This is a genomic window from Pseudomonas sp. Q1-7 (assembly GCF_028010285.1).
GTDB lineage: Bacteria > Pseudomonadota > Gammaproteobacteria > Pseudomonadales > Pseudomonadaceae > Metapseudomonas.
Genome location: NZ_CP116304.1, coordinates 195895 through 215818 on the forward strand (window position 1 = coordinate 195895; position 19924 = coordinate 215818).

A 19924-nucleotide genomic window follows, 5' to 3' on the forward strand; every position below is an offset into this window, starting at 1 on the left:
CTATGCGCCTGCCTGGCTCCCGTCATGTCCGATTCCCCACTCCCGGTCGATGCCGCGCCAAGCGACGCTTGCGTGCCCGGCGAGCCTGCGCGCCGGGAGGATTTCCTGCGGACCTTCCTGTCCCGTCGCCAACAGATGGAGGCTCTGGTCGGGCGCAAGGTCGGCTGCCGCGCCACCGCGGCTGACCTGGTGCAGGAGTTGTTTCTGCGTTTCTGGCGGCGTCCCGAGACGCCGGTGGAAGACCTGGGCAGTTACCTGCTGCGCAGCGCCCACAACATGGCGATCGACCATATGCGCAGCGAAGGATCGCGCACTCGCGCCGAAAGCGCCCTGCTGCCGGAGCAGCATTTGGCCGAGCCGTCCTCGCCCGAGTCCGCGCTGGAAGCTGGCAGTGAACTGCGCCATGTGGAAGCGGCGCTGCGCAACCTGCCCGAGCGCACGCGGCAGATCTTCCTGCTCAACCGCATCCACGGGCGTACCTACGGCGAGATCGCCCGCGCCATGGGCCTGACCCAGAGCGCCGTGGAAAAACATATGATGCGCGCCCTGGATGTCTGCAAGGCGAGCCTCGCCGAGGTCGCACAGGCTCATCACCACACCCGGAGCATCACGTCATGAGCCTCACGCCACCGCCCTTGCACGCCGTCGACGGCGACCGCGAGCCCGACCTCGACCAGGTCGCCTGGCTCTGGCTCGGGCGGCTGCAGGGTCAGCCGGAGCCGGCCTTGCGCAAGGCGTTCGAGACCTGGCTGTATGCCGCACCGGAACATGTGGATGCCTACACCCGCGCCCAGGACCTCTGGTGCCTGACCCAGACCGGCGCGTCGCGCCTGGCAGTGGATGAGGCGCAGAGCCTGGATGCCCTGCTGGCGCGCATGGCTGCCCCGCCGCGTCGCCGTTCCGCGCGCTGGATCGCGGCGCTGGCCATGGCCGCCAGCGTGCTGCTGATGACCTGGGTCGGCGGCTGGCAGCCCCTGGATCGATTGGATGACCTCGGGGCCGATTACGTCTCCGCCCCGGGCGAAGTACGCGAAGTCACCCTGGCCGATGGTTCGCGGATCACGCTGGACGCTGACAGCGCGCTGGCCGTGCGCTACGGCACCTATGCCCGGGAGGTGGAACTGCGGCGCGGGGCGGCCTACTTCAGGGTCACGCCGGGGCAAGTGCCGTTCGTGGTGGCGGCCCATGGCGGTGAGGCGCGGGTGCTCGGCACCCGCTTCGAAGTACGCCTGCGGCCGGCCGGTGCGCGGGTCACGGTGGAGCAGGGCCGCGTCGGTGTGCGCGCCCGCCCTGACGGCGTGCAGCAGATTCTGGGGGCCGGTCAGCAGGTCGCCTTCGCCAACGGTGAAGCCGGTCGAGTGGCGACGGTGGATACGGCGGCGCAGCTCGCCTGGCGGGAAGGCCGCCTGAGCTTCTATCGCGCGCCCTTGGGCGAAGTGCTGGCCGAACTGGATCGCTATTACCCGGGCCGCATCCTCCTGCTCGACCGCGAACTGGCCGACAAGCGCATCAGCGGCAGCTTCCCCAGCCACGACCCGGCGGCGGTGCTCACCTCGCTGCAGGCGGTGGTGGGTTTCAAGCAGGATGAACTGTTGGGGCGAGTGATGATCCTGCGCTGAGGCGCGGTCCGTCTCCAATCTCTTGTGGGGGCGAATTCAATCGCTAAGCAGACCGAAGGTATGCCCTACGCGCTTCCAGGGGGCAGCTGCGCTGCCCATAGCGAATGAATTCGCCCCCACAGAGAAGCGCTCCCCGGAAATTTTTAGTATTCCCACTGAGGTACTTCATGTCGGCATCCGTGTAGTGCTTGAAATGCGAGTAATTCGCAATAGAGAAGCCACTACATCCAGGGTGCGGGAATTCATGAAGTACAGGACAAAGCGGGTGCGGGATGGTGTGTTCGGGGGCCTGGGGATGGCTTCGTTGCTGGTGGCCGGGCCCCTGCTGCTGACTGCGGGGGCGGCCCAGGCCGAGGCCACGGCCGCCGCCCATGAATTCGATATCCCGGCCCAGCCGCTGCCCCTGGCGCTGGACGCCTTCAGCCGCGTTACCGGCCTCAGCGTGGTCTACACCCAGGATGCGCCGTACGGCGTGAAGGCCCCGGCGGTGCGGGGGCGAATGAGCACCGCCGAGGCCCTCGGTCGTCTGCTCGCCGGTTCCGGCCTCACCTGGCGCCAGCTCGGCGCCGACACCCTGACTCTGGAGCCCGCCGGCAACGATGGCGCGATGAAGCTCGACGCGGTGAACATCGATTCGCGCCTGGTCCAGGTCGGCAGCTACCAGCCGCCGCCGGTGACCGCGATCATGCGCTCCGAGGCGCCGCTGCTGGAGATTCCCCAGGCCGTGGCCGTAGTGCCGTCTCAGGTGCTGGCGGACCAGCAGCCGCAGCATCTTGACGACGCGCTCTACAACGTCAGTGGCATCACCCAGGCGAACACCCTCGGTAGCACCCTGGACGCGGTGATGAAGCGCGGTTTTGGCGACAACCGCGACGGCTCCATCCTGCGCGACGGCATGCGCACCATCCAGGGCCGCAACTTGACCGCCACCGCCGACCGCGTCGAAGTGCTCAAGGGGCCCGCCTCCATGCTCTACGGCATTCTCGACCCGGGCGGCGTGATCAACGTCATCAGCAAGAAGCCGCAGCTCGAGGCCTACCACGCCATCACCGGCCGCGCGTCCACCTATGGCGATGGCAAGAACGGCAGCGGCGGACAGTTGGATGTGACCGGCCCGCTCGGGGACACCGGCCTGGCCTATCGGCTGATCGCGGACTATGACGATGCCGATTACTGGCGCAACTTCGGCCACAGCCGCGAGAAGACCATCGCCCCCTCCATCGCCTGGTTCGGCGAGGACACCACAGTCAACCTCAGCTACGAACACCGCGAGTACAGCGTGCCCTTCGACCGCGGCACGGTGATCGACCCGCGCACCAACAAGCCGCTGAACATCCCCGCAGAGCGCCGCCTGGACGAGCCCTACAACAGCACCGAGGGCCGCTCCGACCTGACTATCTTCGACCTGTCGCACCGCCTCAGCGAAGACTGGAAGGCGCACTTCGCCTACAGCTACAACCGCGATACCTACGATGACTACCAGGCGCGGGTGATCAACATCAACACCAGCAACGGCACCGTCGGCCGTCGTCTCGATGGCACCCGTGGCGCGGTGAGCACCGAGCATTTCGCCACCTTCGACCTGGACGGCAAAATCGACCTCGGCGACATGCGCCACGACCTGCTGATGGGCGTGGATCACGAATACCGCAAGTTCTACCGCGAAGACCTGATCCGCCAGAACACCACGCGCCGGCTGAACTACAACGACCCGGTGTACGGCCAGGTGCCGGTGCCCACTACAGTGATCGCCCGCGACAGCGACCAGACCGACCGCATCGAGACCCAGTCGGCCTTCATCCAGGATTCGGTGCACCTGACCGACCGCTGGATCTTCGTCGCCGGTGCCCGTTACCAGCTCTACGACCAGTTCGCCGGGCGTGGCCGCCCCTTCCAGGCGAACACCGATATCGACGGCCAGACCTGGGTGCCGCGCGCCGGCCTGGTCTACCAATGGGGCGATACGCTGTCCTTCTACGGCGGCTACAGCGAGTCGTTCAAACCCAACTCCACCATCGCTCCCCTCACCGGCGGCGCGTCCATCAACGGTCTCGACCCGGAAGAGGGCAAGAGCTGGGAGATCGGCGCCAAGCTCGACATTCCCGGGCGTCTCACTGGCACCCTGGCGCTGTTCGACATCGACAAGTCCAATGTGCTGGTGACCCAGACCGTCAACGGCGAAACCGTCGCCAGCACCGCCGGCGAAGTGCGTTCAAGGGGTGTCGAGCTGGACCTCTCCGGCCAACTCACCGACGACCTCAGCCTGATCGGCAGCTATGCCTTCATCGACGCCGAGGTGACCAAGGACCCAGTGCTGGAAGGCAATCGCCTGCAGAACGTCGCGCGCCATACCGGCTCGCTCTCGGCGGTCTACGACTTCGGCCCGCTGTTCGAGGGCGACCGCCTGCGCGCCGGCTTCGGCGCCCGCTACACGGGCAAACGCGCCGGCGATGCCGAGAACACCTTCGACCTGGATGCCTACACCGTGGCCGACGCCTTCGCCAGCTACGAAACGCCCTTGGGCGAGAACCGCCTCAAGCTCCAGCTCAATGTGAAGAACCTGTTCGACAAGACCTACTACAGCTCGGCAGTGAACAACCTCAACGTCTCCATCGGCGATCCGCGGTTGGTGCAGGTGTCCACCACCCTGGAGTTTTGACCGCGCGGGGCGCTTGTGCAGGTTGGCGCCTCGCGGGAACGGACCTGGTGTGGGAGCGAATTCATTCGCGATAGGGCGCCACGGCCCGCTTCGCGAATAAATTCGCTCGTACAAAAAAGCCTGGCTACGCGCCCGGTGGAGGGATCGTTAACCTCAACGTAACTATCACGCCTCCAGCTTGATTGATGACCCACCGGTCACGCTCCTAAGGTTCGCTCCACGACAGCGGACCTCGTGGAGCCACCATGACAACAAGACCCTCTCCCCCGCCGCAGTGGTCGCGCCGGCGCGCCGAAAAGCAGCGCCGTCTCGACCGGGTGCGCAACCTCGCCGACGGCGTGGTGCTGCCCAGCGAACGGATCGTCGAAGCCCTTGAAGCGCTGATCGCTCCCGGCGACCGTGTGGTGCTCGAAGGCAACAACCAGAAGCAGGCGGATTTCCTCTCCCGTTCCCTGGCCAAGGCCGACCCGGGCCGCCTGCACGACCTGCACATGATCATGCCCAGCGTCAGCCGCGCCGAGCATCTCGACCTCTACGAGCGCGGCATCGCCCGCAAACTCGACTTCTCCTTCGCGGGCCCGCAGAGCCTGCGCATCGGCCAGTTGCTGGAAGACGGACTGCTGGAAGTCGGCGCCATTCACACGTACATCGAGCTCTACTCGCGCCTGCTGGTGGACCTCATCCCCAACGTCGCGCTGGTCGCCGGCTTCATGGCCGACCGTGAGGGCAACCTCTACACCGGCCCCAGCACCGAGGACACCCCGGCCCTGGTGGAACCCACCGCTTTCAGCGATGGCATCGTCATCGCCCAGGTCAACCAACTGGTGGATGATGTGCGCGACCTGCCGCGGGTGGATATCCCGGCCTCCTGGGTCGACTTCGTGGTCGTCGCCGACCAGCCCTTCTACATCGAGCCGCTGTTCACCCGCGACCCGCGCCATATCAAGCCGGTGCACGTGTTGATGGCGATGATGGCGATCCGTGGCATCTACGAGAAACACCAGGTGCAGTCGCTCAATCACGGCATCGGCTTCAACACCGCCGCCATCGAGCTGATCCTGCCCACCTACGGCGAGTCCCTCGGCCTGAAAGGCAAGATCTGCCGCAACTGGACCCTCAACCCGCACCCGACGCTGATCCCCGCCATCGAGACCGGTTGGGTGGAAAGCGTGCACTGCTTCGGCACCGAGCTGGGCATGGAGGACTACATCGCCCAGCGCCCGGACGTGTTCTTCACCGGCCGCGACGGTTCCATGCGCTCGAACCGCATGATGTGCCAGCTGGCCGGTCAGTACGCCGTGGACCTGTTCATCGGCGCCACCCTGCAGGTGGATGGCGACGGCCATTCCTCTACCGTCACCCGTGGCCGCCTGGCCGGTTTCGGCGGGGCGCCGAACATGGGCCACGACCCGCGCGGCCGCCGTCACGCCACGCCCGCCTGGCTCGCCATGTGTCAAGAAAGGGGGACCGAGCCGGTGACCCTGCTGGAGCGCGGCAAGAAGCTGGTGGTGCAGATGGTCGAGACCTTCCAGGAAGGCGGCAAACCCACCTTCGTCGAGACCCTGGACGCGGTCGAGGTGGCGAAGAAGGCCGGCATGCCGCTGGCGCCGGTGATGATCTACGGCGACGACGTCACCCACCTGCTCACCGAGGAGGGCATCGCCTACCTCTACAAGGCGCGCAGCCTCGAAGAGCGCCAGGCGATGATCGCCGCCGTCGCCGGCGTCACGGCCATCGGCCTGCGCCATGACCCGAAAGAGACCCTGCGCATGCGCCGCGAAGGGTTGATCGCATTGCCGGAAGACCTCGGCATCCGCCGTACACAAGCCACGCGGGAACTGCTGGCGGCGAAGAGCATCGCCGAACTGGTGGAGTGGTCCGGCGGCCTTTACAACCCCCCGGCCAAGTTCAGGAGTTGGTGATGAGCGCAGTCTCCCTACGCAATGCCGACCTGCCGCTGGCCGACTGGCTGGCCGACCTGGCGGTGGACGCCCTGATCGACGAAGCCGACCTCTCGCCCAAGCCGGCGCTGGTGGACCGTCGCGGCAGCGGTGCCCACCAAGACCTGCACCTCGGCCTGATGCACGCCTCGGCACTGTCCCTCTGGCCCTGCTTCAAGCAGATGGCGGAGGCCGCGCAGGCCCATGGCGAAATCGGCCAACCCCTGCGCGAGGCACTTGGCCGCATCGGCCGCGAAGGCGAAGCGGCGATGCTTGCCGTGACCGCCGGCGTGAACACCCATCGCGGCGCCATCTGGGCCCTCGGCCTGCTGGTGGCGGCGAAGGCACTGGCGCCGGACGCCGGCGACGCACGCGGCATTGCCCTGCGCGCTGCGCGCATCGCCCTGATCGACGACCGCGCAGCGCCCCGCACCGACAGCCACGGTGCCCAGGTCACCCGTCGTTACGGCGCCCGTGGGGCACGGGAGGAGGCCCAACTCGGCTTCCCCGCCGTGATCGCCCACGGCCTGCCGCAACTGGTGCGCAGCCGCGCCGCAGGTGCCGGGGAGCAGAATGCGCGCCTCGACGCGCTGCTGGCGATCATGACCGTCCTCGCCGACACCTGCGTGCTCTGGCGCGCCGGGCTGGAAGGGCTGGCCGCCATGCAGCAGGGCGCCCGCGCCGTGCTCGACGCCGGCGGCAGTGCCAGCCTCGACGGCCGTCGCCGACTGCGCATGCTGGACGCCCGCCTGTTGCACCTCAACGCCTCGCCTGGCGGCGCCGCCGACCTGCTGGCCGCCTGCCTGTTCCTCGATAAAGCCGGGAGCCTGTGACCATGGAAACCCTGTCCTTCCAATTTCCCGCCGGCGAGCCGGCCCGTGGCCGCGCCCTGGTGGGCTGCGTCGGCTCCGGCGACCTCGAAGTGCTGCTGGAGCCGGGCAGCGCCGGCACCCTGACGATCCAGGTGGTGACGTCCGTGAACGGCAGCGGACCGCGTTGGCAGCAGCTGTTCCAGCGTCTGTTCGACGGCCAGACGCCGCCGGCCCTGAACATCGATATCCACGACTTCGGCGCCACGCCGGGCGTCGTGCGCCTGCGCCTGGAACAGGGCCTGGAGGAGCTTGCATATGACTGACACCGCACGCCTGCTCGAAGCCCGCAGCTTCGTCGAACTGGGCGCCCGCCAGCGCGCCCGCGAATTGCTGGACGCCGGCAGCTTCCGTGAACTCGTTGGCCCCTTCGACCGGGTCATCTCCCCCTGGCTGCCACGCCAGGGCATCGTGCCCCAGGCCGACGACGGCGTGGTGGTGGCCAAGGGCAGCATCAATGGCCAGCCGGCGGTGATCGCCGCCATCGAAGGCGCTTTCCAGGGCGGCAGCATGGGTGAAGTCGGTGGCGCGAAGATCGCCGGTGCGCTGGAGCTGGCCGCGGAAGATAACCGCCAGGGCATTCCCACCTGCGCCGTGCTGCTGCTGGAAACCGGCGGCGTGCGCCTGCAGGAAGCCAACCTGGGCCTGGCCGCCATCGCCGAGATCCAGGCGGCCATCGTCCAGCTCCGCCAGTACCAGCCGGTGATCGGTCTGGTCGCCGGCCCTGTGGGCTGCTTCGGCGGCATGTCCATCGCCGCCGGCCTGTGCAGCCACCTGATGGTTACCCGCGAGGCGCGCCTGGGCCTCAACGGACCGCAGGTGATCGAGCAGGAAGCCGGCCTTGCCGAATACGACTCCCGCGACCGCCCCTTCATCTGGAGCCTCACCGGCGGCGAGCAACGGGCCGCCAGCGGACTGGTGGACGCCTACGTCGCCGACGATATCGATGCCATCCGCGAGACCCTGCAGGGCCTGCTGGCCCAACCTGAGCACGGCCTGCCGCGCAGCCGCCGGCATGCCTGGTTCCTCGACCGCCTGGCGCGCCTCGGAGCCGACTGCCAACAACTGGACGCCGCCGCCGTGCGCGCCCTTTACCAGGGAGAACAGCAATGAGCCGTGGATTGAACTGGCTGCGCGGCCTGGCCGGCGGCGACGCACTGGCCGGCTTCCCGGCCTCGGTGAAGGTGGTGGACGGCGAACTGGGCAACCGTGCCGCGCGCTTCATCGCCGTGGTACCGGACGCCGACAATCCCTTCCCCCGGGCTCGCAATGGCGAGGTCGGCCTGCTGGAGGGCTGGGGTTTGGCCAAGGCGGTGGATGAAGCCATCGCGGCCGACCGCGACAGCGCCAAGCGCGTGCTGGTGGCGCTGGTGGATGTGCCGAGCCAGGCCTATGGTCGCCGCGAGGAGGCCCTGGGCATCCACCAGGCCCTGGCCGGGGCGGTGGACGCCTACGCCCGCGCCCGCCTGGCGGGTCACCCGGTGATCGGCCTGCTGGTGGGCAAGGCCATGTCCGGCGCCTTCCTCGCCCACGGCTACCAGGCCCAGCGTCTGATCGCCCTGGACGACGGCGGGGTGATGGTCCACGCGATGGGCAAGGCCGCGGCCGCGCGCATCACCCTGCGCAGCGTGGAAGAGCTGGAAGCACTGGCCGCCAAGGTGCCGGCCATGGCCTACGACCTGGAGAACTTCGCCTCCCTCGGCCTGCTCTGGGAGCGGGTGACGGTGGGCGACGCGGAGCAGCCGGGCGACGCTGATTTCACCCGCGTGCGCGACGTGCTGGTACGCGCGGTGGTGGATATCGGTGACAGCACCGACCTTTCCGGGCGTCTCGGCGCGGAGAATCGCGCGGCGTCGTCGCGTGTCAGGGAGAGGCTGCGGGCACAGTGGTAGGTCCTCGTAGGTCGGGCTGAGGCACGAAGCCCGACACGGCGGTGCCTGGCCGTGAATCGCTGGGCCTCGCTGCGCTCGGATCAACGTGGCCCGCACCCACCTACAACTCACCCACACCAAGGAGCGACGCATGAACAAGACTCCAAAACCCCACGACCTGCTCTGGGGCATGACCCCGGACCAGCTCCCCGCGAACGCCCCTGCCTGGGCGTGGCAGGTGTTGGCCGCCGGGCATCCGGTGGTGGTGCGTCGTGCGCTCTGCGAGCCCGGCCATGTGGCCGTCGGCATCCGTGGCGCCAGCCGTGACCAGCGCCTGGCCGCGATCATGCCCATCCGTTCCATCCGGCGTCTGCTCAGCCCCGAACAACTGCGGCCTCTCGGTCCCGGCGATCTTCCGGCGTTGCGCGCCCTGGAAACCGTCGCGTCGATGCTGGACGCCACCGACCGTTCCTGGGGGCCCACCGGCGGCGTCGGTTTCCAGCTCGCCACTGGTATTCCGGTGCTGCATGCCGCCAGCGATCTGGACCTGCTGCTGCGCACCCGCGAACCTTTCGAACGTCAGCAGGCCCGTACGTTGTTGGCGGCCCTGGCCGAAGCCCCCTGCCGCATCGACCTGCAACTGGAAACGCCCCTGGGCGCCGTGGCCCTGCGCGAATGGGCCGGGGAATCCCGCCGCGTACTGTTGAAATGTGCCGAAGGGGCGCGGCTTGTGGATAACCCCTGGCAGCCCATGGAGCGCGCTGCGTGAGCAGCCTTTTCGCCTTCCCCGGGCAGGGTGCGCAGCAGGTGGGCATGCTCCACCAGCTGCCGACCGAATGCAGCGCCTGCCTCCTCGAGGCCAGCGACGCCCTGGGCGAAGACGTGCTGGCGCTGGATTCCGCCGAGGCGCTGAAATCCACCCGCGCCGTGCAGCTCTGCCTGCTGGTCGCCGGGGTGGCCGGCGCGCGGCTGCTGATGGCGCGCAGCCCGGCGCCCGACTACGTGGCGGGCCTTTCCATCGGTGCCTATGCGGCTGCAGTCGTCGCCGGCTCGCTGGACTTCGCCGATGCCGTGCGCCTGGTGGCCCTGCGCGGCGAGCTGATGCAACGGGCTTATCCACAGGGCTACGGCATGACCGCCATCCTCGGTCTCGACCAGGCGACGGTGGAGCGGCTGCTGGCCGAGGCCGAGGGGCCGGTCTATCTCGCCAACATCAACGCCGACAACCAACTGGTGATCGCCGGCAGCGACGCCGCCATGGCAACCGTCGCCGAGCGCGCGCGGGCCCTGAGTGCCGGCGCGGCGAAGCGCCTGGCGATGAGCGTACCCTCCCATTGCACCTTGCTGGAGACACCGGCCCGCGAGCTAGCCGATGTGTTCGCCGGCGTCGAGCTGCGCCGCCCGGCGATCCGCTATCTCAGTGGGACCACGGCGCGGCCGGTGTTCGACCCGGAGCGCCTGCGCGACGATCTCGCCTTCAACATGTGCCGCGTCATCGACTGGCACGGCACCCTGCGCACCGCCTACGAGCGCGGGGTGCGCCTGCATGTCGAACTCCCCCCCGGGGCCGTGCTCAGCGGCCTCGCGCGGCGGGTGTTCGAACAGGGCACGGTGGTCGCCTTCCAGGGCGCTCGTCTGGACACGCTGGACGCCCTGCTGCGTCAGGAGGTAAGCCAAACCCGATAACCGCCGTGCATTTCGAAGGACAAGAACAAGCAACTTCGACCCAACGCGAGGACAACAACAATGATCATCTACGGTGTGGCCTTCCTGGCCCTCTGCACCCTGGCAGGCCTGTTCATCGGTGAACTGCTGGGCAAACTCCTGGGCGTGCCCGCCAACGTCGGCGGCGTCGGCATCGCCATGCTGCTGCTGATATTCATCGGCAGTTACCTGCACAAGCGTGGCCTGATGGGCGCCAAGTCGGAACAGGGCGTGGAGTTCTGGAGCGCCATCTACATCCCCATCGTGGTTGCCATGGCGGCCCAGCAGAACGTGCTCGGCGCCCTCAGCGGCGGCCCCATGGCGATCCTCGCCGGCATTGCCGCGGTGGCCCTGGGCTTTGCCATGGTCCCGGTGCTCGATCGCCTCGGGCAAAAAAAGAAGCCGGTGGCGGCCGCCACTGATCCCCTGACCCCTGCCCAGCGGTGACCGCCATGTACGAATCCATGCTGAAAGTGATTGGCGGCTACGGCCTGATCAGTGGTTTCGCGGTGATCGGCGCGACCATGTGGTTCTCCTACTGGATCTCCGCCAGGCTCACCCGTGGCCGCCTGCACGGCTCGGCCATCGCCATCCTCCTCGGCCTGCTGCTGTCCTACGTCGGTGGCGTGGTGACCGGCGGGCAGAAAGGCCTGGTGGATATCCCACTGCTGTCTGGCATCGGCTTGCTGGGCGGCGCCATGCTGCGGGACTTCGCCATCGTCGCCACGGCCTTCGGGGTGAACATCGAGGAGCTCAAGCGTGCCGGTGTGTCGGGCGTGGTGGCGCTGTTCTTCGGGATCGGCACCTCCTTCGTCGCCGGCGTCGGCGTGGCGCTGGCCTTCGGCTACACCGATGCGGTGAGCCTGACCACCATCGGCGCCGGTGCCGTGACCTATATCGTCGGCCCGGTGACGGGCGCGGCCATCGGCGCCAGTTCGGAGGTGATGGCGCTGTCCATTGCCGCGGGTCTGGTGAAGGCGATCATGGTGATGGTGGCGACCCCCTTCGTCGCCCCGCTGATCGGCCTGAACAACCCGCGCACGGCGGTGATCTTCGGCGGCCTGATGGGCACCTCCAGCGGCGTCGCCGGCGGCCTGGCGGCCACCGACCCCGCGCTTGTGCCCTACGGCTGCCTGACCGCCGCCTTCTACACCGCCCTGGGCTGCCTGCTGGGGCCGTCACTGCTGTTCTTCGTCATGCGCGGTATTACCGGCTGAGAAGCGCTGCCAAGGCCCCGATCTGTCACGGGTGCCTTGGTGCGTCCCCTCGCCAGCGGATCGCTTTCGATTAAAAGGTGAGTTCTATGTGGGTCCGGTACGCTGAGAAGGTGTAGACCATGCAGGCCTGGCCATTGAGCTTCAGGGTGCCGCTGGAGAGCTTTCCGGCGATGTCTCCAAGTGCTTCCCGCAGCCACTTGCGATGGGCCCCGATAGCGGCGCCGGATGCCAGCCCCGAGACAAGATTCAGCATCTCGCTGTTGCATGTTCTGTGGCTTTCGATGGCCTGCTGCACAACATCCACCGTCATCTCGTTGAAACGATGCGTTCTGTCTGCAAAGACCTCGGCGTATCGGCCCCAGAGAAGCCGCATGACCTGATAAAGGGCGTCCCGTTCCGCGTTTTCAAGATACATATCACTTCTCCGGCGGCGGTCCATTCAGATACAGGTTGTCCAGTATCAGCTCCTGCAGTTGTTCCTCGCTGATGCCAAATGTCGTGATTAAATTGAGTGCGCGGGCGTTATTGTCTGCGGTCAGGTGGGCCATTATTTGCCGATTCTTGTCATCCATTACCAAGTAGGCCTGGCCACCGGGTATCTTCAATACTTTGGTGCGGCGCCCTTTCACAGTGGCGCGCCAGGTATTTTCGATGTCCTCGAGCGCCACATCGCTCAAACCAAGTTCGGGCGTGAGTTTCTCCAGCTTCAGTACAAGTCTGGGGAACTTTCGCATATCGATCTCATAGCCGAACTCGGGGTTGTAGAACGCAGAGATGGAGATCCATCGCTGCAATTCCTTGTCTCTCCGATCAAATGCCAGTGAGATGCCATTTCTTTCAGAACCCATGATCGTCACGCCCCGTAGAGCATCGGTGGGTAGCAGGATCGAATATGGCCCGACCAATAGGTCGGTATAGGCGTTTTTATTCATCTCTGTCGGGTTGGACATGCATCCGTTCAGCACAAGAGAAAGCGCCATAAGGAGTACTTGGCGTGTAAGGCTCATTCTTTTCTCCAAGTTGTTGGGCGCTGAATATCTTAACTTTACCAATGCGAGGAAGTTCGCAGTGAGACTCGGGTTTTTGCTTGGGAAAGTTCGAAATATAGCGGTGGAATCAACCCGCGGAATGACGCGGAAAATTCCCGCAATGGGCCGGTCCGACGAGGCAGCGGGAGGCCATGCTCCGGGCGCGCTGGCAAGCTGGGCGTTCTCGGTTCAGCCTTCGTTGCGCAGGCTGTACATGCGGCATTCGGCGACCAGCGCGAGCAGGTTCGGGTCGCGCTCGCGGGCTTTCAGGAATACCGCGCCGATGTGCTGCTGCAGGCGATAGCGCGCCTGCAGCGGGATCAGCTTCACGCGGTTCTCGTAGACCGCCGCGATGCGTCCCGGCAGCAGGGCATAGCCCACCCCGGAGCTGACCATGCTGAGCAGGGTGAAGATGTCGTTCACCTGCATCGCCACCTTGGGCTCGAAGCCGGCCTGCTGGAACACGCGCGCGCCGTCGCGGTGGGTGGCGAAGCCCTGGGTGAGGGTGATGAAGGTGGAGTCGGCGAGGTCCGCCAGGTCCACTTCGGCCTGGTCGGAGAAGGGCGAGTCGGTGGGCACGGCGAGGAAGATGTCGTCGGAAAACAGCGGCAACTGCTCGCAATCCGGGTCGCTCACGCTTTCGTCAAGGGACACCAGAATGGCGTCCAGCTCCAGGTTTTTCAGGCGATAGAGCAGGTCGACGTTGGAGCCCAGGGTGAGGTCGATGTTCAGTTCGCTGCGCCGCAGCTTCAGGCCCATCACCAGTTGCGGCACGGTCTTCACCGTCAGCGAGTAGAGCGCGCCGAGCTTGAAGCGCTCGGCGGAGAACCCGGCCGCCTCGCGGGTCAGGCGCACCATCTCGACGGCGTCCTGAATCAGCTTCTGCGCCTTTTCCTCCAGCACGTAGGCGCTTTCCAGCGGCGTCAGGTTGCGTCCCTCGTGCTTGAACAGCGGGCAACGCAGGGCGCTCTCCAGGGAATGGATGGCCCGGTGCACGCTGACGTTGCTGGTGTTCAGCTCGGCCGCTGCGCGCGACAGGTTGCCGCTGCGCATGAAGGCGAGAAAGGTTTCCAGCTTCTTCAGGGTGAGTTCTTCGTCGATCTGCATGGCGGCCGCTTGAGTTCGTAGCTTGCGTAGGATGGGTAGAGCTTGCGAAACCCATCGAATCTCGGACACACCCGCATGGGTTTCGCTCCGCTCTACCCATCCTACAGGGGGGCGGTTGCGCAGCGGAGATGACCTTTAGCGAATAAGCTAATAACGCATAAGTAAATAAATTCTTATTCCTTAACAGATATATGGCGACCTCCTAGACTGCCCAGCATCGAACGTCAGCAAGGAGGGCTCGCCATGCGCAGCCAGGCCATTCGTTACCTGATCCTGCCGGGATGGCAGGGCTCGTCCATCGATCATTGGCAAAGCCATTGGCAGCGCACGTTGCCCAATGCCAGCCGGGTCGAGCAGGCCGACTGGAACAACCCGGACCGCGAGGCCTGGGTGGCGGCGCTGGAGCGCGCCATCGACGCCGAACGCACCCCTGCCATTCTCATCGCCCACAGCCTGGGCTGCGTGACCGTGGCGCACTGGGCCGCGCAGGCCGACCCGGATGTGCTGCATCGCGTGCGCGGTGCCCTGCTGGTGGCGCCGGCGGACGTGCAGCGCCCCGGCTGCCCGGAGCCCTTGAAGGGCTTCGCGCCGATTCCCACGGCTCTGTTGCCGTTCCCGACGCTGCTGGTCGGCTCGGACAACGACCACGCCGCCAGCCCGCAGCGGGCCCTGGAAATGGCCAGCGATTGGGGCTCGGAAGCGGTCCTCCTCACGGGGGCCGGGCATATCAACGTGAAGTCCGGGCACCACACCTGGGAGCAGGGTTTCGCCCATCTCTACCGTCTGCAAGGCCGCGTCGAAGCGTTCGCTCGCCAGCGCGCCTGAGTCGCCCGCTACTCCGCTGCGGGCGGCTATGGCTTTTCGCCTCGACCTTCGAAGCCCCTCGGCGCCGCTTGGTGGGTCGGTGAAGCGTGACCCACCCTACAAGGCTGGAGAGATAGAAGGTTGGCGTAGCGCGCAGCGAAACCCAACGAATCGGTTGTTGGGCCTCGCTGCGCTCGGACCAGCGTGGCCCGCACCCACCTACCGGAACATCAGTGAAGCTGTCCGCTGGCCTTCAAATGGTCCTTCACTGCGCGCAGGCGCGGCAGCGGCAGGCACACCAGGATGGTCAGGGCCAGTACACCCACGCCCATCAGCGGCAGGTTGTTCAGACCCAGGTTGGTGCTCAGCCAGAGGCCGCCGACAAAGGCGCCGCTGGCGTTGCCCAGGTTGAAGGCGGCGTGGCTGAGGGTGGCGGCCAGGCTCGCCGATTCGCCGGCCTGCTCCACCAGCAGCAGTTGCAGCGGTGAGGAAATGGCGAAGCTGGCAACGCCCCAGAGGAACAGGCAGCCCAGCGCCAACACCGGAATCTGCGCGAAGACGAACAGCCCCAGCAGGCACAGCGCGCTCACACCGAAGGCCAGCGGCAGCGAATGGCGGAAACCCCGGTCGGCCAGGCGCCCGCCCAACAGGTTGCCGATGGTCAAGCCGATGCCGAACAGCAGCAGGGCGAAGTTGGCGTGTTGCGGCGTGAAGCCGGAGACGTCGCGCAGCAGCGGGCTGATGTAGGTGAACACGCCGAACAGCGCCACCGACGACAGGCTGCAGACGAACAGCGCATGCAGTACCGGGCGCCGCAGGATGCCGTCCCAGGCGCCGGCTGCGTTGGCCTGCGGCCTGGCGGTGATCGGCAGCCAGAGGGCCTGGGCCAGCAGCGTGAGGGCCCCCAGGCCGGCCACCACCATGAAGGTGACCCGCCAACTGGTGGCCTGGCCCAGCCAGGCGCCGGCCGGCACGCCGAGTACGTTGGCGATGGTCAGGCCGCTGAGCACCAGGGCCATGGCCGAGGCGCGGCGATGGGGCGGCGCCAGTTCGGCGGCGAGCAGGGTGGCGCAGCCGAAGAAGCCGGCGTGGCTGAACGCGGTGAACATGCGCATGGCCAGCAACCATTCGTAGTTCGGCGCCAGGGCACAGCCGAGGTTGCCCAGGGCGTAGGCGCCCATCAGCCAGAGCAGGGCCTGGCGCCGGGGCAGGCGGCCCAGCAGCGGGCCCAGCAGCGGCGCGCCGATCACCACGCCCATGGCATAGGCACTGACCAGCAGCCCGGCATCGGACAGGCTGACCTGCAGATCGCTGGCCACTTCGGGCAGCAGACCCATGATGATGAATTCGCTGCTGCCGACGACGAAGCCGCCGAGGGCGAGGGCCAGCAACGGCAGGGAGAGGAGGGTGCTCGGGTTCATGGGGGTTCCGGTGGCGGGGCGTTCTTGCGAGGGGCGCGGATTCTACGCGGATTTCCTTGCAGGGGGCTTACCGGTCGCGGCGGACCGGAGGAACACCTTGTGGGGGCGAATTCATTCGCTATGCAGACCGCAGGTCTGCCTCGGACTTCCAGGGGGCAGCTGCGCCGCCCTTAGCGAATGAATTCGCCCCCACGAGGAGCGGCAAGGCGCCGGCGAAGCCTCAGCCCTGCAGGAACTTGCTCAGAAACTGCTTGGTGCGCTCTTCCTGTGGTGCGCTGAACAGGGCCTTGGCATCGCCCTGTTCGACGATCACGCCCTTGTCGATGAAGATCGCACGGTTGGCCACGTCGCGGGCGAAGCTCATTTCATGGGTGACGATGACCATGGTGCGCTTCTCCTCGGCCAGGCCTCGGATGGTCGCCAGCACCTCGCCGACCAGCTCCGGGTCCAGCGCCGAGGTGGGTTCGTCGAAGAGGATCACATCCGGCTCCATGGCCAGGGCACGGGCGATGGCCACGCGCTGTTGCTGGCCGCCGGAAAGGCGCTTGGGGTAGGCATCTTCCTTGCCCGCCAGGCCGACCTTGGCCAACAGCCGACGCGCCTTTTCGACGGCGCGTTCGCGCGGCTCCTTCTTCACCACCACCGGGCCTTCGATGACGTTCTCCAGCGCGGTGCGATGGGGGAAGAGGTTGAAGCTCTGGAAGACGAAACCGACGTGCTGGCGCAGCTTGCGGATCAGGCCCTGCTGTTGCTTCAGCGGCCGGCTGGCGTCGATCTCGATCTCGCCGACCTTGATGAGCCCGCCACTGGGTTCTTCCAGCAGGTTCAGGCAGCGCAGCAGGGTGGTCTTGCCCGAGCCGCTGGGGCCGATGATGGCGACCACTTCGCCCGGTTCGATGGTCAGGTCGATGCCCTTGAGCACTTCCTGGCCCTTGAAGGATTTGGTCAGGTTACGAACGGTGATCATCAGGCGTCGCGCTCATGCTGGTTGACCCGCGCCTCGAGGCGGCCCTGGACGTGCGACAGCACGGTGGCCAGCACCCAGTAGATCAGCGCGGCGGCCAGGTACATGGTGAAAATCTCGAAGGTGCGCGCGGTGATCAGTTGCGCCTGGCGGAACAGTTCCGGCACCTGGATGGTGGCGGCCAGGGCGGTGTCCTTCACCAGCGAGATAAAGCTGTTGCCCAGCGGCGGCAGGGCGGTGCGCGCGGCCTGCGGGAGGATGGCGCGGACCAGGGTCTGGGTGCGGCTCATGCCGATGCTGGCGGCGGCTTCCCATTGCCCCTTGTCGATGGAGGCGATGGCGGCGCGGAGGATTTCCGAGGTGTAGGCGGCCATGTTCAGCGAGAAGCCGATCAGCGCCGCGGGCAGCGGTTCGAGCTGGATGCCCAGTTGCGGCAGGCCGTAATAGATCATGAACAGCTGCACCAGCAGCGGCGTGCCGCGGAAGAAGGACACGTAGATCCGCGAGGTCCAGCGCAGGGCGGTGAATCCGTAGAGGCGCATCAGGGCGAGGACGAAGCCCAGCAGCAGTCCGAAGAACATGCCGCCAAGGCTCAGCACCACCGTAAACACCGCGCCCTTCAACAGGAAGGGCGCGGAATCCAGCGCCAGTTGCAGGCTGCCTTCGATCATTGGGTCACGTCAGCCTTGAACCACTTCTCGGAGAGCTGCTTCAGGGTGCCGTCGGCCTTCAGCTTGGCCAGGGCCTTGTCGAGGGCGGCCAGCAGTTCCGGGTTGCCCTTGCGCAGGGCGATGCCGGCTTCCTGGCGGGAGAAGGGTTCGCCGGCCACGGCCAGGCGGCCGCCGGTCTTCTCGACCATTTCGAAGGCGGCCAGTCGGTCGACCAGGATGGCGTCGATGCGGCCGACGTTGAGGTCCTGGAACTTGGTGGGGTCATCGTCGTAGGTGCGGATGTCGGCCTGCGGGACGTTGTCCTTCAGCCATTGCTCGTAGTTGGTGCCCAGGCCCACGCCGACCTTCTTGCCGGCCAGGTCGGCCGCGGTCTTGATCTCGCCTTCGGTGCCCTTGCGCACCAGGGCCTGGATGCCGGAGACGGTGTAGGGGGTGGAGAAGTCGTACTTCTTCTTGCGCTCGTCGGAGATGGTGACCTGGTTGATCACCACATCCAGGCGCTTGGACTCCAGCGCGGCGAGAATGCCGTCCCACTTGGTCGGCTGGAACTCGGCCTTCACGCCGATCTCCTTGGCCAGGGCCTCGGCCAGTTCAACTTCGAAGCCGGTCAGCTTGCCGTTCTCGTCCTGGTAGTTGAAGGGCGGGTAGGTGCCTTCCAGGCCGACCTTGATGGCGCCTTTCTGCTGGATGTCCTGGAGCAGGTCGGCGGCATGGCTGGTGCCGACGAAGCCGGCGCCGAGCACCAGGCTCAGGCTGCCGAGGATGAACTGGCGACGCAGGGTTGCGAATGTCATGGGAGCCTCACGGGGCAGGTGGCAAAAGGGGGTGGCAACTCTAGGGTGTCGGCTATATGCGACGAAATTTCCAAGAATTATCGATTGCTGCCATTTTGCAATAAGCAGCCTCAAGCGATGCCCGCTGGATGATAGGCGAACAGCGCCGGCGAGCCACCGGTGTGCAGGAACAGCACCGGGCCGTCACCTTCGAAGGCGCCCTTGGCAATGCCGTCGAGCAGGCCGGCGAAGGCCTTGCCGGTGTACACCGGGTCCAGCAGCAGGCCTTCGTGGCTGGCCAGCAAGCGCATGGCCTCCAGGGTGGCGGCACTGGGTTCGCCATAGCGCGGGGCGAAGTACTGGTCCCACAGCTCCACCTTGAGAGCCTTCGGGACTTCCACGCCAAGCAGGTCGGCGGTGCGTTGCAGCAGGCCTTCCACCTTGGGGCGCTGGGTGGCGGCGGGGCGCGAGACGGTCACGCCCACCACCCGCGTGCCGGGCAGGGCGTGTTCCAGGGCCAGCGCCAGCCCGGCGTGGGTGCCGGCGCTGCCGGAGGCCAGGACCACGGCGGCGAAGCGCTCACCGCTGGCCTTGATCTGCTCGGCCAGCTCCAGGCCGGCGCGCACGTAGCCCAGCGCACCGAGGGCGTTGGAGCCACCGATGGGCACCAGGTAGGGGCGCTTGCCGGCGCCGCGCAGGCGTTCGCCGGCGGCGGCGAGGAGGTCGTCAGCGTTGTCCAGGCTGGCCACCAACTCCACCTCGGCGCCGAACAGGTCGAGCAGCAGGCGGTTGCCGTTTTCCAGGTAGTTGCGGTCGGTGCTGCCGATGGGGTTCTCCAGCAGGGCGACGCAGGCAAGGCCCAGGCGCGCGGCCAGGGCGGCGGTCTGGCGCACATGGTTGGACTGGATGGCGCCGGCGGTGACCAGGGTATCGGCGCCCTGGGCCAGGGCCTCGGCGGCGAGAAACTCCAGCTTGCGCACCTTGTTGCCGCCCAGGGCGAACGGGGTGATGTCGTCACGCTTCACATAAACGCCGCGGCCGAGCTGCTGCGACAGTCGCTCCAGCCTGTCCAGCGGGGTGGGGGCGGGAACCAGTGGCAGACGGGGGAAGCGGGCGAGGGCGGCATTAAGCATGGTGGCGGCTCGGCGGGCAGTTGCGAAGGCTGCCACTCTAGTGAGCCAGCGCCTGGCAGGCAATTCTCGGAGGCGACATGAACATTCCAGTCAGTCAGGCAAGGGACAGGGTTGGCGTTGTCGCATTCTTTTAACTTATGGAAT

The 19924-nt window shown here is 66.9% G+C and carries 21 protein-coding genes; 13 read left to right on the forward strand and 8 right to left on the reverse strand.

Annotation, left to right across the window (positions count from 1 at the left end):
* The first annotated feature begins 24 nt into the window (after nt 1-24).
* From PJW05_RS00910 to madM, 12 genes are all read left to right on the forward strand, one after another.
* Nucleotides 25-618, forward strand: coding sequence for an RNA polymerase sigma factor (locus PJW05_RS00910; protein WP_271410071.1), 594 nt, complete (start codon nt 25-27; stop codon nt 616-618).
* Nucleotides 615-1619, forward strand: a complete 1005-nt coding sequence (locus PJW05_RS00915; protein WP_271410072.1) for a FecR family protein — start codon at nt 615-617, stop codon at nt 1617-1619. Before PJW05_RS00910 ends, PJW05_RS00915 begins: the two co-directional genes overlap by 4 nt.
* 244 nt (nt 1620-1863) lie before the next feature.
* Complete coding sequence (locus PJW05_RS00920; RefSeq protein WP_271410073.1) at nt 1864-4278, forward strand: TonB-dependent siderophore receptor; 2415 nt, start codon at nt 1864-1866, stop codon at nt 4276-4278.
* Between the two features lie 245 nt (nt 4279-4523).
* Nucleotides 4524-6200, forward strand: a complete 1677-nt coding sequence (gene mdcA, locus PJW05_RS00925) for a malonate decarboxylase subunit alpha (protein ID WP_271410074.1) — start codon at nt 4524-4526, stop codon at nt 6198-6200.
* Nucleotides 6200-7051 carry a triphosphoribosyl-dephospho-CoA synthase gene (locus tag PJW05_RS00930; protein ID WP_271410075.1) on the forward strand — a complete coding sequence of 284 codons (852 nt, stop codon included), beginning with the start codon at nt 6200-6202 and terminating at the stop codon, nt 7049-7051. Before mdcA ends, PJW05_RS00930 begins: the two co-directional genes overlap by 1 nt.
* A 2-nt stretch (nt 7052-7053) precedes the next feature.
* Nucleotides 7054-7353: a malonate decarboxylase subunit delta gene (locus tag PJW05_RS00935; RefSeq protein WP_271410076.1), complete on the forward strand. Its 300-nt coding sequence runs from the start codon at nt 7054-7056 to the stop codon at nt 7351-7353.
* Nucleotides 7346-8200: a biotin-independent malonate decarboxylase subunit beta gene (locus PJW05_RS00940; RefSeq protein ID WP_271410077.1), complete on the forward strand. Its 855-nt coding sequence runs from the start codon at nt 7346-7348 to the stop codon at nt 8198-8200. The genes PJW05_RS00935 and PJW05_RS00940 overlap by 8 nt, the downstream gene beginning before the upstream one ends.
* On the forward strand, nt 8197-8979 hold the full coding sequence (mdcE, locus tag PJW05_RS00945; RefSeq protein ID WP_271410078.1) for a biotin-independent malonate decarboxylase subunit gamma: 783 nt from the start codon (nt 8197-8199) through the stop codon (nt 8977-8979). Before PJW05_RS00940 ends, mdcE begins: the two co-directional genes overlap by 4 nt.
* 130 nt (nt 8980-9109) lie before the next feature.
* Nucleotides 9110-9727 carry a malonate decarboxylase holo-ACP synthase gene (locus PJW05_RS00950; RefSeq protein ID WP_271410079.1) on the forward strand — a complete coding sequence of 206 codons (618 nt, stop codon included), beginning with the start codon at nt 9110-9112 and terminating at the stop codon, nt 9725-9727.
* Nucleotides 9724-10644 (forward strand): malonate decarboxylase subunit epsilon, encoded by a 921-nt coding sequence (gene mdcH / locus PJW05_RS00955; RefSeq protein WP_271410080.1) that lies wholly within the window; start codon nt 9724-9726, stop codon nt 10642-10644. The genes PJW05_RS00950 and mdcH overlap by 4 nt, the downstream gene beginning before the upstream one ends.
* Nucleotides 10645-10704: 60 nt before the next feature.
* Nucleotides 10705-11109: a malonate transporter subunit MadL gene (gene madL / locus PJW05_RS00960; RefSeq protein WP_271410081.1), complete on the forward strand. Its 405-nt coding sequence runs from the start codon at nt 10705-10707 to the stop codon at nt 11107-11109.
* Nucleotides 11110-11114: 5 nt separating this feature from the next.
* Nucleotides 11115-11879 carry a malonate transporter subunit MadM gene (gene madM / locus PJW05_RS00965; RefSeq protein WP_271410082.1) on the forward strand — a complete coding sequence of 255 codons (765 nt, stop codon included), beginning with the start codon at nt 11115-11117 and terminating at the stop codon, nt 11877-11879.
* A gap of 70 nt (nt 11880-11949) precedes the next feature.
* Here madM and PJW05_RS00970 read toward each other — a convergent pair whose 3' ends face one another.
* The 3 genes from PJW05_RS00970 to PJW05_RS00980 all read right to left on the reverse strand — a co-directional run bounded on the left by PJW05_RS00970 (nt 11950) and on the right by PJW05_RS00980 (nt 14014).
* Nucleotides 11950-12294 carry a hypothetical protein gene (locus tag PJW05_RS00970; RefSeq protein ID WP_271410083.1) on the reverse strand — a complete coding sequence of 115 codons (345 nt, stop codon included), beginning with the start codon at nt 12292-12294 and terminating at the stop codon, nt 11950-11952.
* A 1-nt stretch (nt 12295) separates the two neighbouring features.
* Nucleotides 12296-12886, reverse strand: a complete 591-nt coding sequence (locus tag PJW05_RS00975) for a hypothetical protein (RefSeq protein WP_271410084.1) — start codon at nt 12884-12886, stop codon at nt 12296-12298.
* A 210-nt stretch (nt 12887-13096) separates the two neighbouring features.
* A complete protein-coding gene (locus PJW05_RS00980) occupies nt 13097-14014 on the reverse strand; it encodes a LysR family transcriptional regulator (RefSeq protein WP_271410085.1) in 918 nt (305 codons plus the stop codon).
* 243 nt (nt 14015-14257) lie between these two features.
* On the opposite strand from PJW05_RS00980, the gene PJW05_RS00985 reads away from it, so the two are divergent.
* Nucleotides 14258-14839, forward strand: a complete 582-nt coding sequence (locus PJW05_RS00985; RefSeq protein WP_271410086.1) for an RBBP9/YdeN family alpha/beta hydrolase — start codon at nt 14258-14260, stop codon at nt 14837-14839.
* A gap of 209 nt (nt 14840-15048) precedes the next feature.
* On the opposite strand, the gene PJW05_RS00990 is transcribed toward PJW05_RS00985, so the two are convergent.
* The 5 genes from PJW05_RS00990 to PJW05_RS01010 form a co-directional block, all read right to left on the reverse strand.
* Complete coding sequence (locus tag PJW05_RS00990; protein WP_271410087.1) at nt 15049-16239, reverse strand: MFS transporter; 1191 nt, start codon at nt 16237-16239, stop codon at nt 15049-15051.
* 220 nt (nt 16240-16459) lie between these two features.
* Nucleotides 16460-17206, reverse strand: a complete 747-nt coding sequence (gene tcyN, locus PJW05_RS00995; protein WP_271410088.1) for an L-cystine ABC transporter ATP-binding protein TcyN — start codon at nt 17204-17206, stop codon at nt 16460-16462.
* On the reverse strand, nt 17206-17874 hold the full coding sequence (gene tcyL, locus PJW05_RS01000; RefSeq protein ID WP_271410089.1) for a cystine ABC transporter permease: 669 nt from the start codon (nt 17872-17874) through the stop codon (nt 17206-17208). The genes tcyN and tcyL overlap by 1 nt, the downstream gene beginning before the upstream one ends.
* A complete protein-coding gene (gene tcyJ, locus PJW05_RS01005; protein ID WP_271410090.1) occupies nt 17871-18668 on the reverse strand; it encodes a cystine ABC transporter substrate-binding protein in 798 nt (265 codons plus the stop codon). The genes tcyL and tcyJ overlap by 4 nt, the downstream gene beginning before the upstream one ends.
* Before the next feature lie 110 nt (nt 18669-18778).
* Complete coding sequence (locus PJW05_RS01010; protein ID WP_271410091.1) at nt 18779-19780, reverse strand: D-cysteine desulfhydrase; 1002 nt, start codon at nt 19778-19780, stop codon at nt 18779-18781.
* Between the last annotated feature and the right edge of the window lie 144 nt (nt 19781-19924).

Bases quoted from the DNA above. Each gene is read 5' to 3' on its own strand.
- PJW05_RS00910 (WP_271410071.1), top strand. From the start codon at position 25: ATGTCCGATTCCCCACTCCCGGTCGATGCCGCGCCAAGCGACGCTTGC.
- PJW05_RS00915 (WP_271410072.1), top strand. From the start codon at position 615: ATGAGCCTCACGCCACCGCCCTTGCACGCCGTCGACGGCGACCGCGAG.
- PJW05_RS00920 (WP_271410073.1), top strand. From the start codon at position 1,864: ATGAAGTACAGGACAAAGCGGGTGCGGGATGGTGTGTTCGGGGGCCTG.
- mdcA (WP_271410074.1), top strand. From the start codon at position 4,524: ATGACAACAAGACCCTCTCCCCCGCCGCAGTGGTCGCGCCGGCGCGCC.
- PJW05_RS00930 (WP_271410075.1), top strand. From the start codon at position 6,200: ATGAGCGCAGTCTCCCTACGCAATGCCGACCTGCCGCTGGCCGACTGG.
- PJW05_RS00935 (WP_271410076.1), top strand. From the start codon at position 7,054: ATGGAAACCCTGTCCTTCCAATTTCCCGCCGGCGAGCCGGCCCGTGGC.
- PJW05_RS00940 (WP_271410077.1), top strand. From the start codon at position 7,346: ATGACTGACACCGCACGCCTGCTCGAAGCCCGCAGCTTCGTCGAACTG.
- mdcE (WP_271410078.1), top strand. From the start codon at position 8,197: ATGAGCCGTGGATTGAACTGGCTGCGCGGCCTGGCCGGCGGCGACGCA.
- PJW05_RS00950 (WP_271410079.1), top strand. From the start codon at position 9,110: ATGAACAAGACTCCAAAACCCCACGACCTGCTCTGGGGCATGACCCCG.
- madL (WP_271410081.1), top strand. From the start codon at position 10,705: ATGATCATCTACGGTGTGGCCTTCCTGGCCCTCTGCACCCTGGCAGGC.
- madM (WP_271410082.1), top strand. From the start codon at position 11,115: ATGTACGAATCCATGCTGAAAGTGATTGGCGGCTACGGCCTGATCAGT.
- PJW05_RS00970 (WP_271410083.1), bottom strand. From the start codon at position 12,294: ATGTATCTTGAAAACGCGGAACGGGACGCCCTTTATCAGGTCATGCGG.
- PJW05_RS00975 (WP_271410084.1), bottom strand. From the start codon at position 12,886: ATGAGCCTTACACGCCAAGTACTCCTTATGGCGCTTTCTCTTGTGCTG.
- PJW05_RS00980 (WP_271410085.1), bottom strand. From the start codon at position 14,014: ATGCAGATCGACGAAGAACTCACCCTGAAGAAGCTGGAAACCTTTCTC.
- PJW05_RS00985 (WP_271410086.1), top strand. From the start codon at position 14,258: ATGCGCAGCCAGGCCATTCGTTACCTGATCCTGCCGGGATGGCAGGGC.
- PJW05_RS00990 (WP_271410087.1), bottom strand. From the start codon at position 16,239: ATGAACCCGAGCACCCTCCTCTCCCTGCCGTTGCTGGCCCTCGCCCTC.
- tcyN (WP_271410088.1), bottom strand. From the start codon at position 17,206: ATGATCACCGTTCGTAACCTGACCAAATCCTTCAAGGGCCAGGAAGTG.
- tcyL (WP_271410089.1), bottom strand. From the start codon at position 17,874: ATGATCGAAGGCAGCCTGCAACTGGCGCTGGATTCCGCGCCCTTCCTG.
- tcyJ (WP_271410090.1), bottom strand. From the start codon at position 18,668: ATGACATTCGCAACCCTGCGTCGCCAGTTCATCCTCGGCAGCCTGAGC.
- PJW05_RS01010 (WP_271410091.1), bottom strand. From the start codon at position 19,780: ATGCTTAATGCCGCCCTCGCCCGCTTCCCCCGTCTGCCACTGGTTCCC.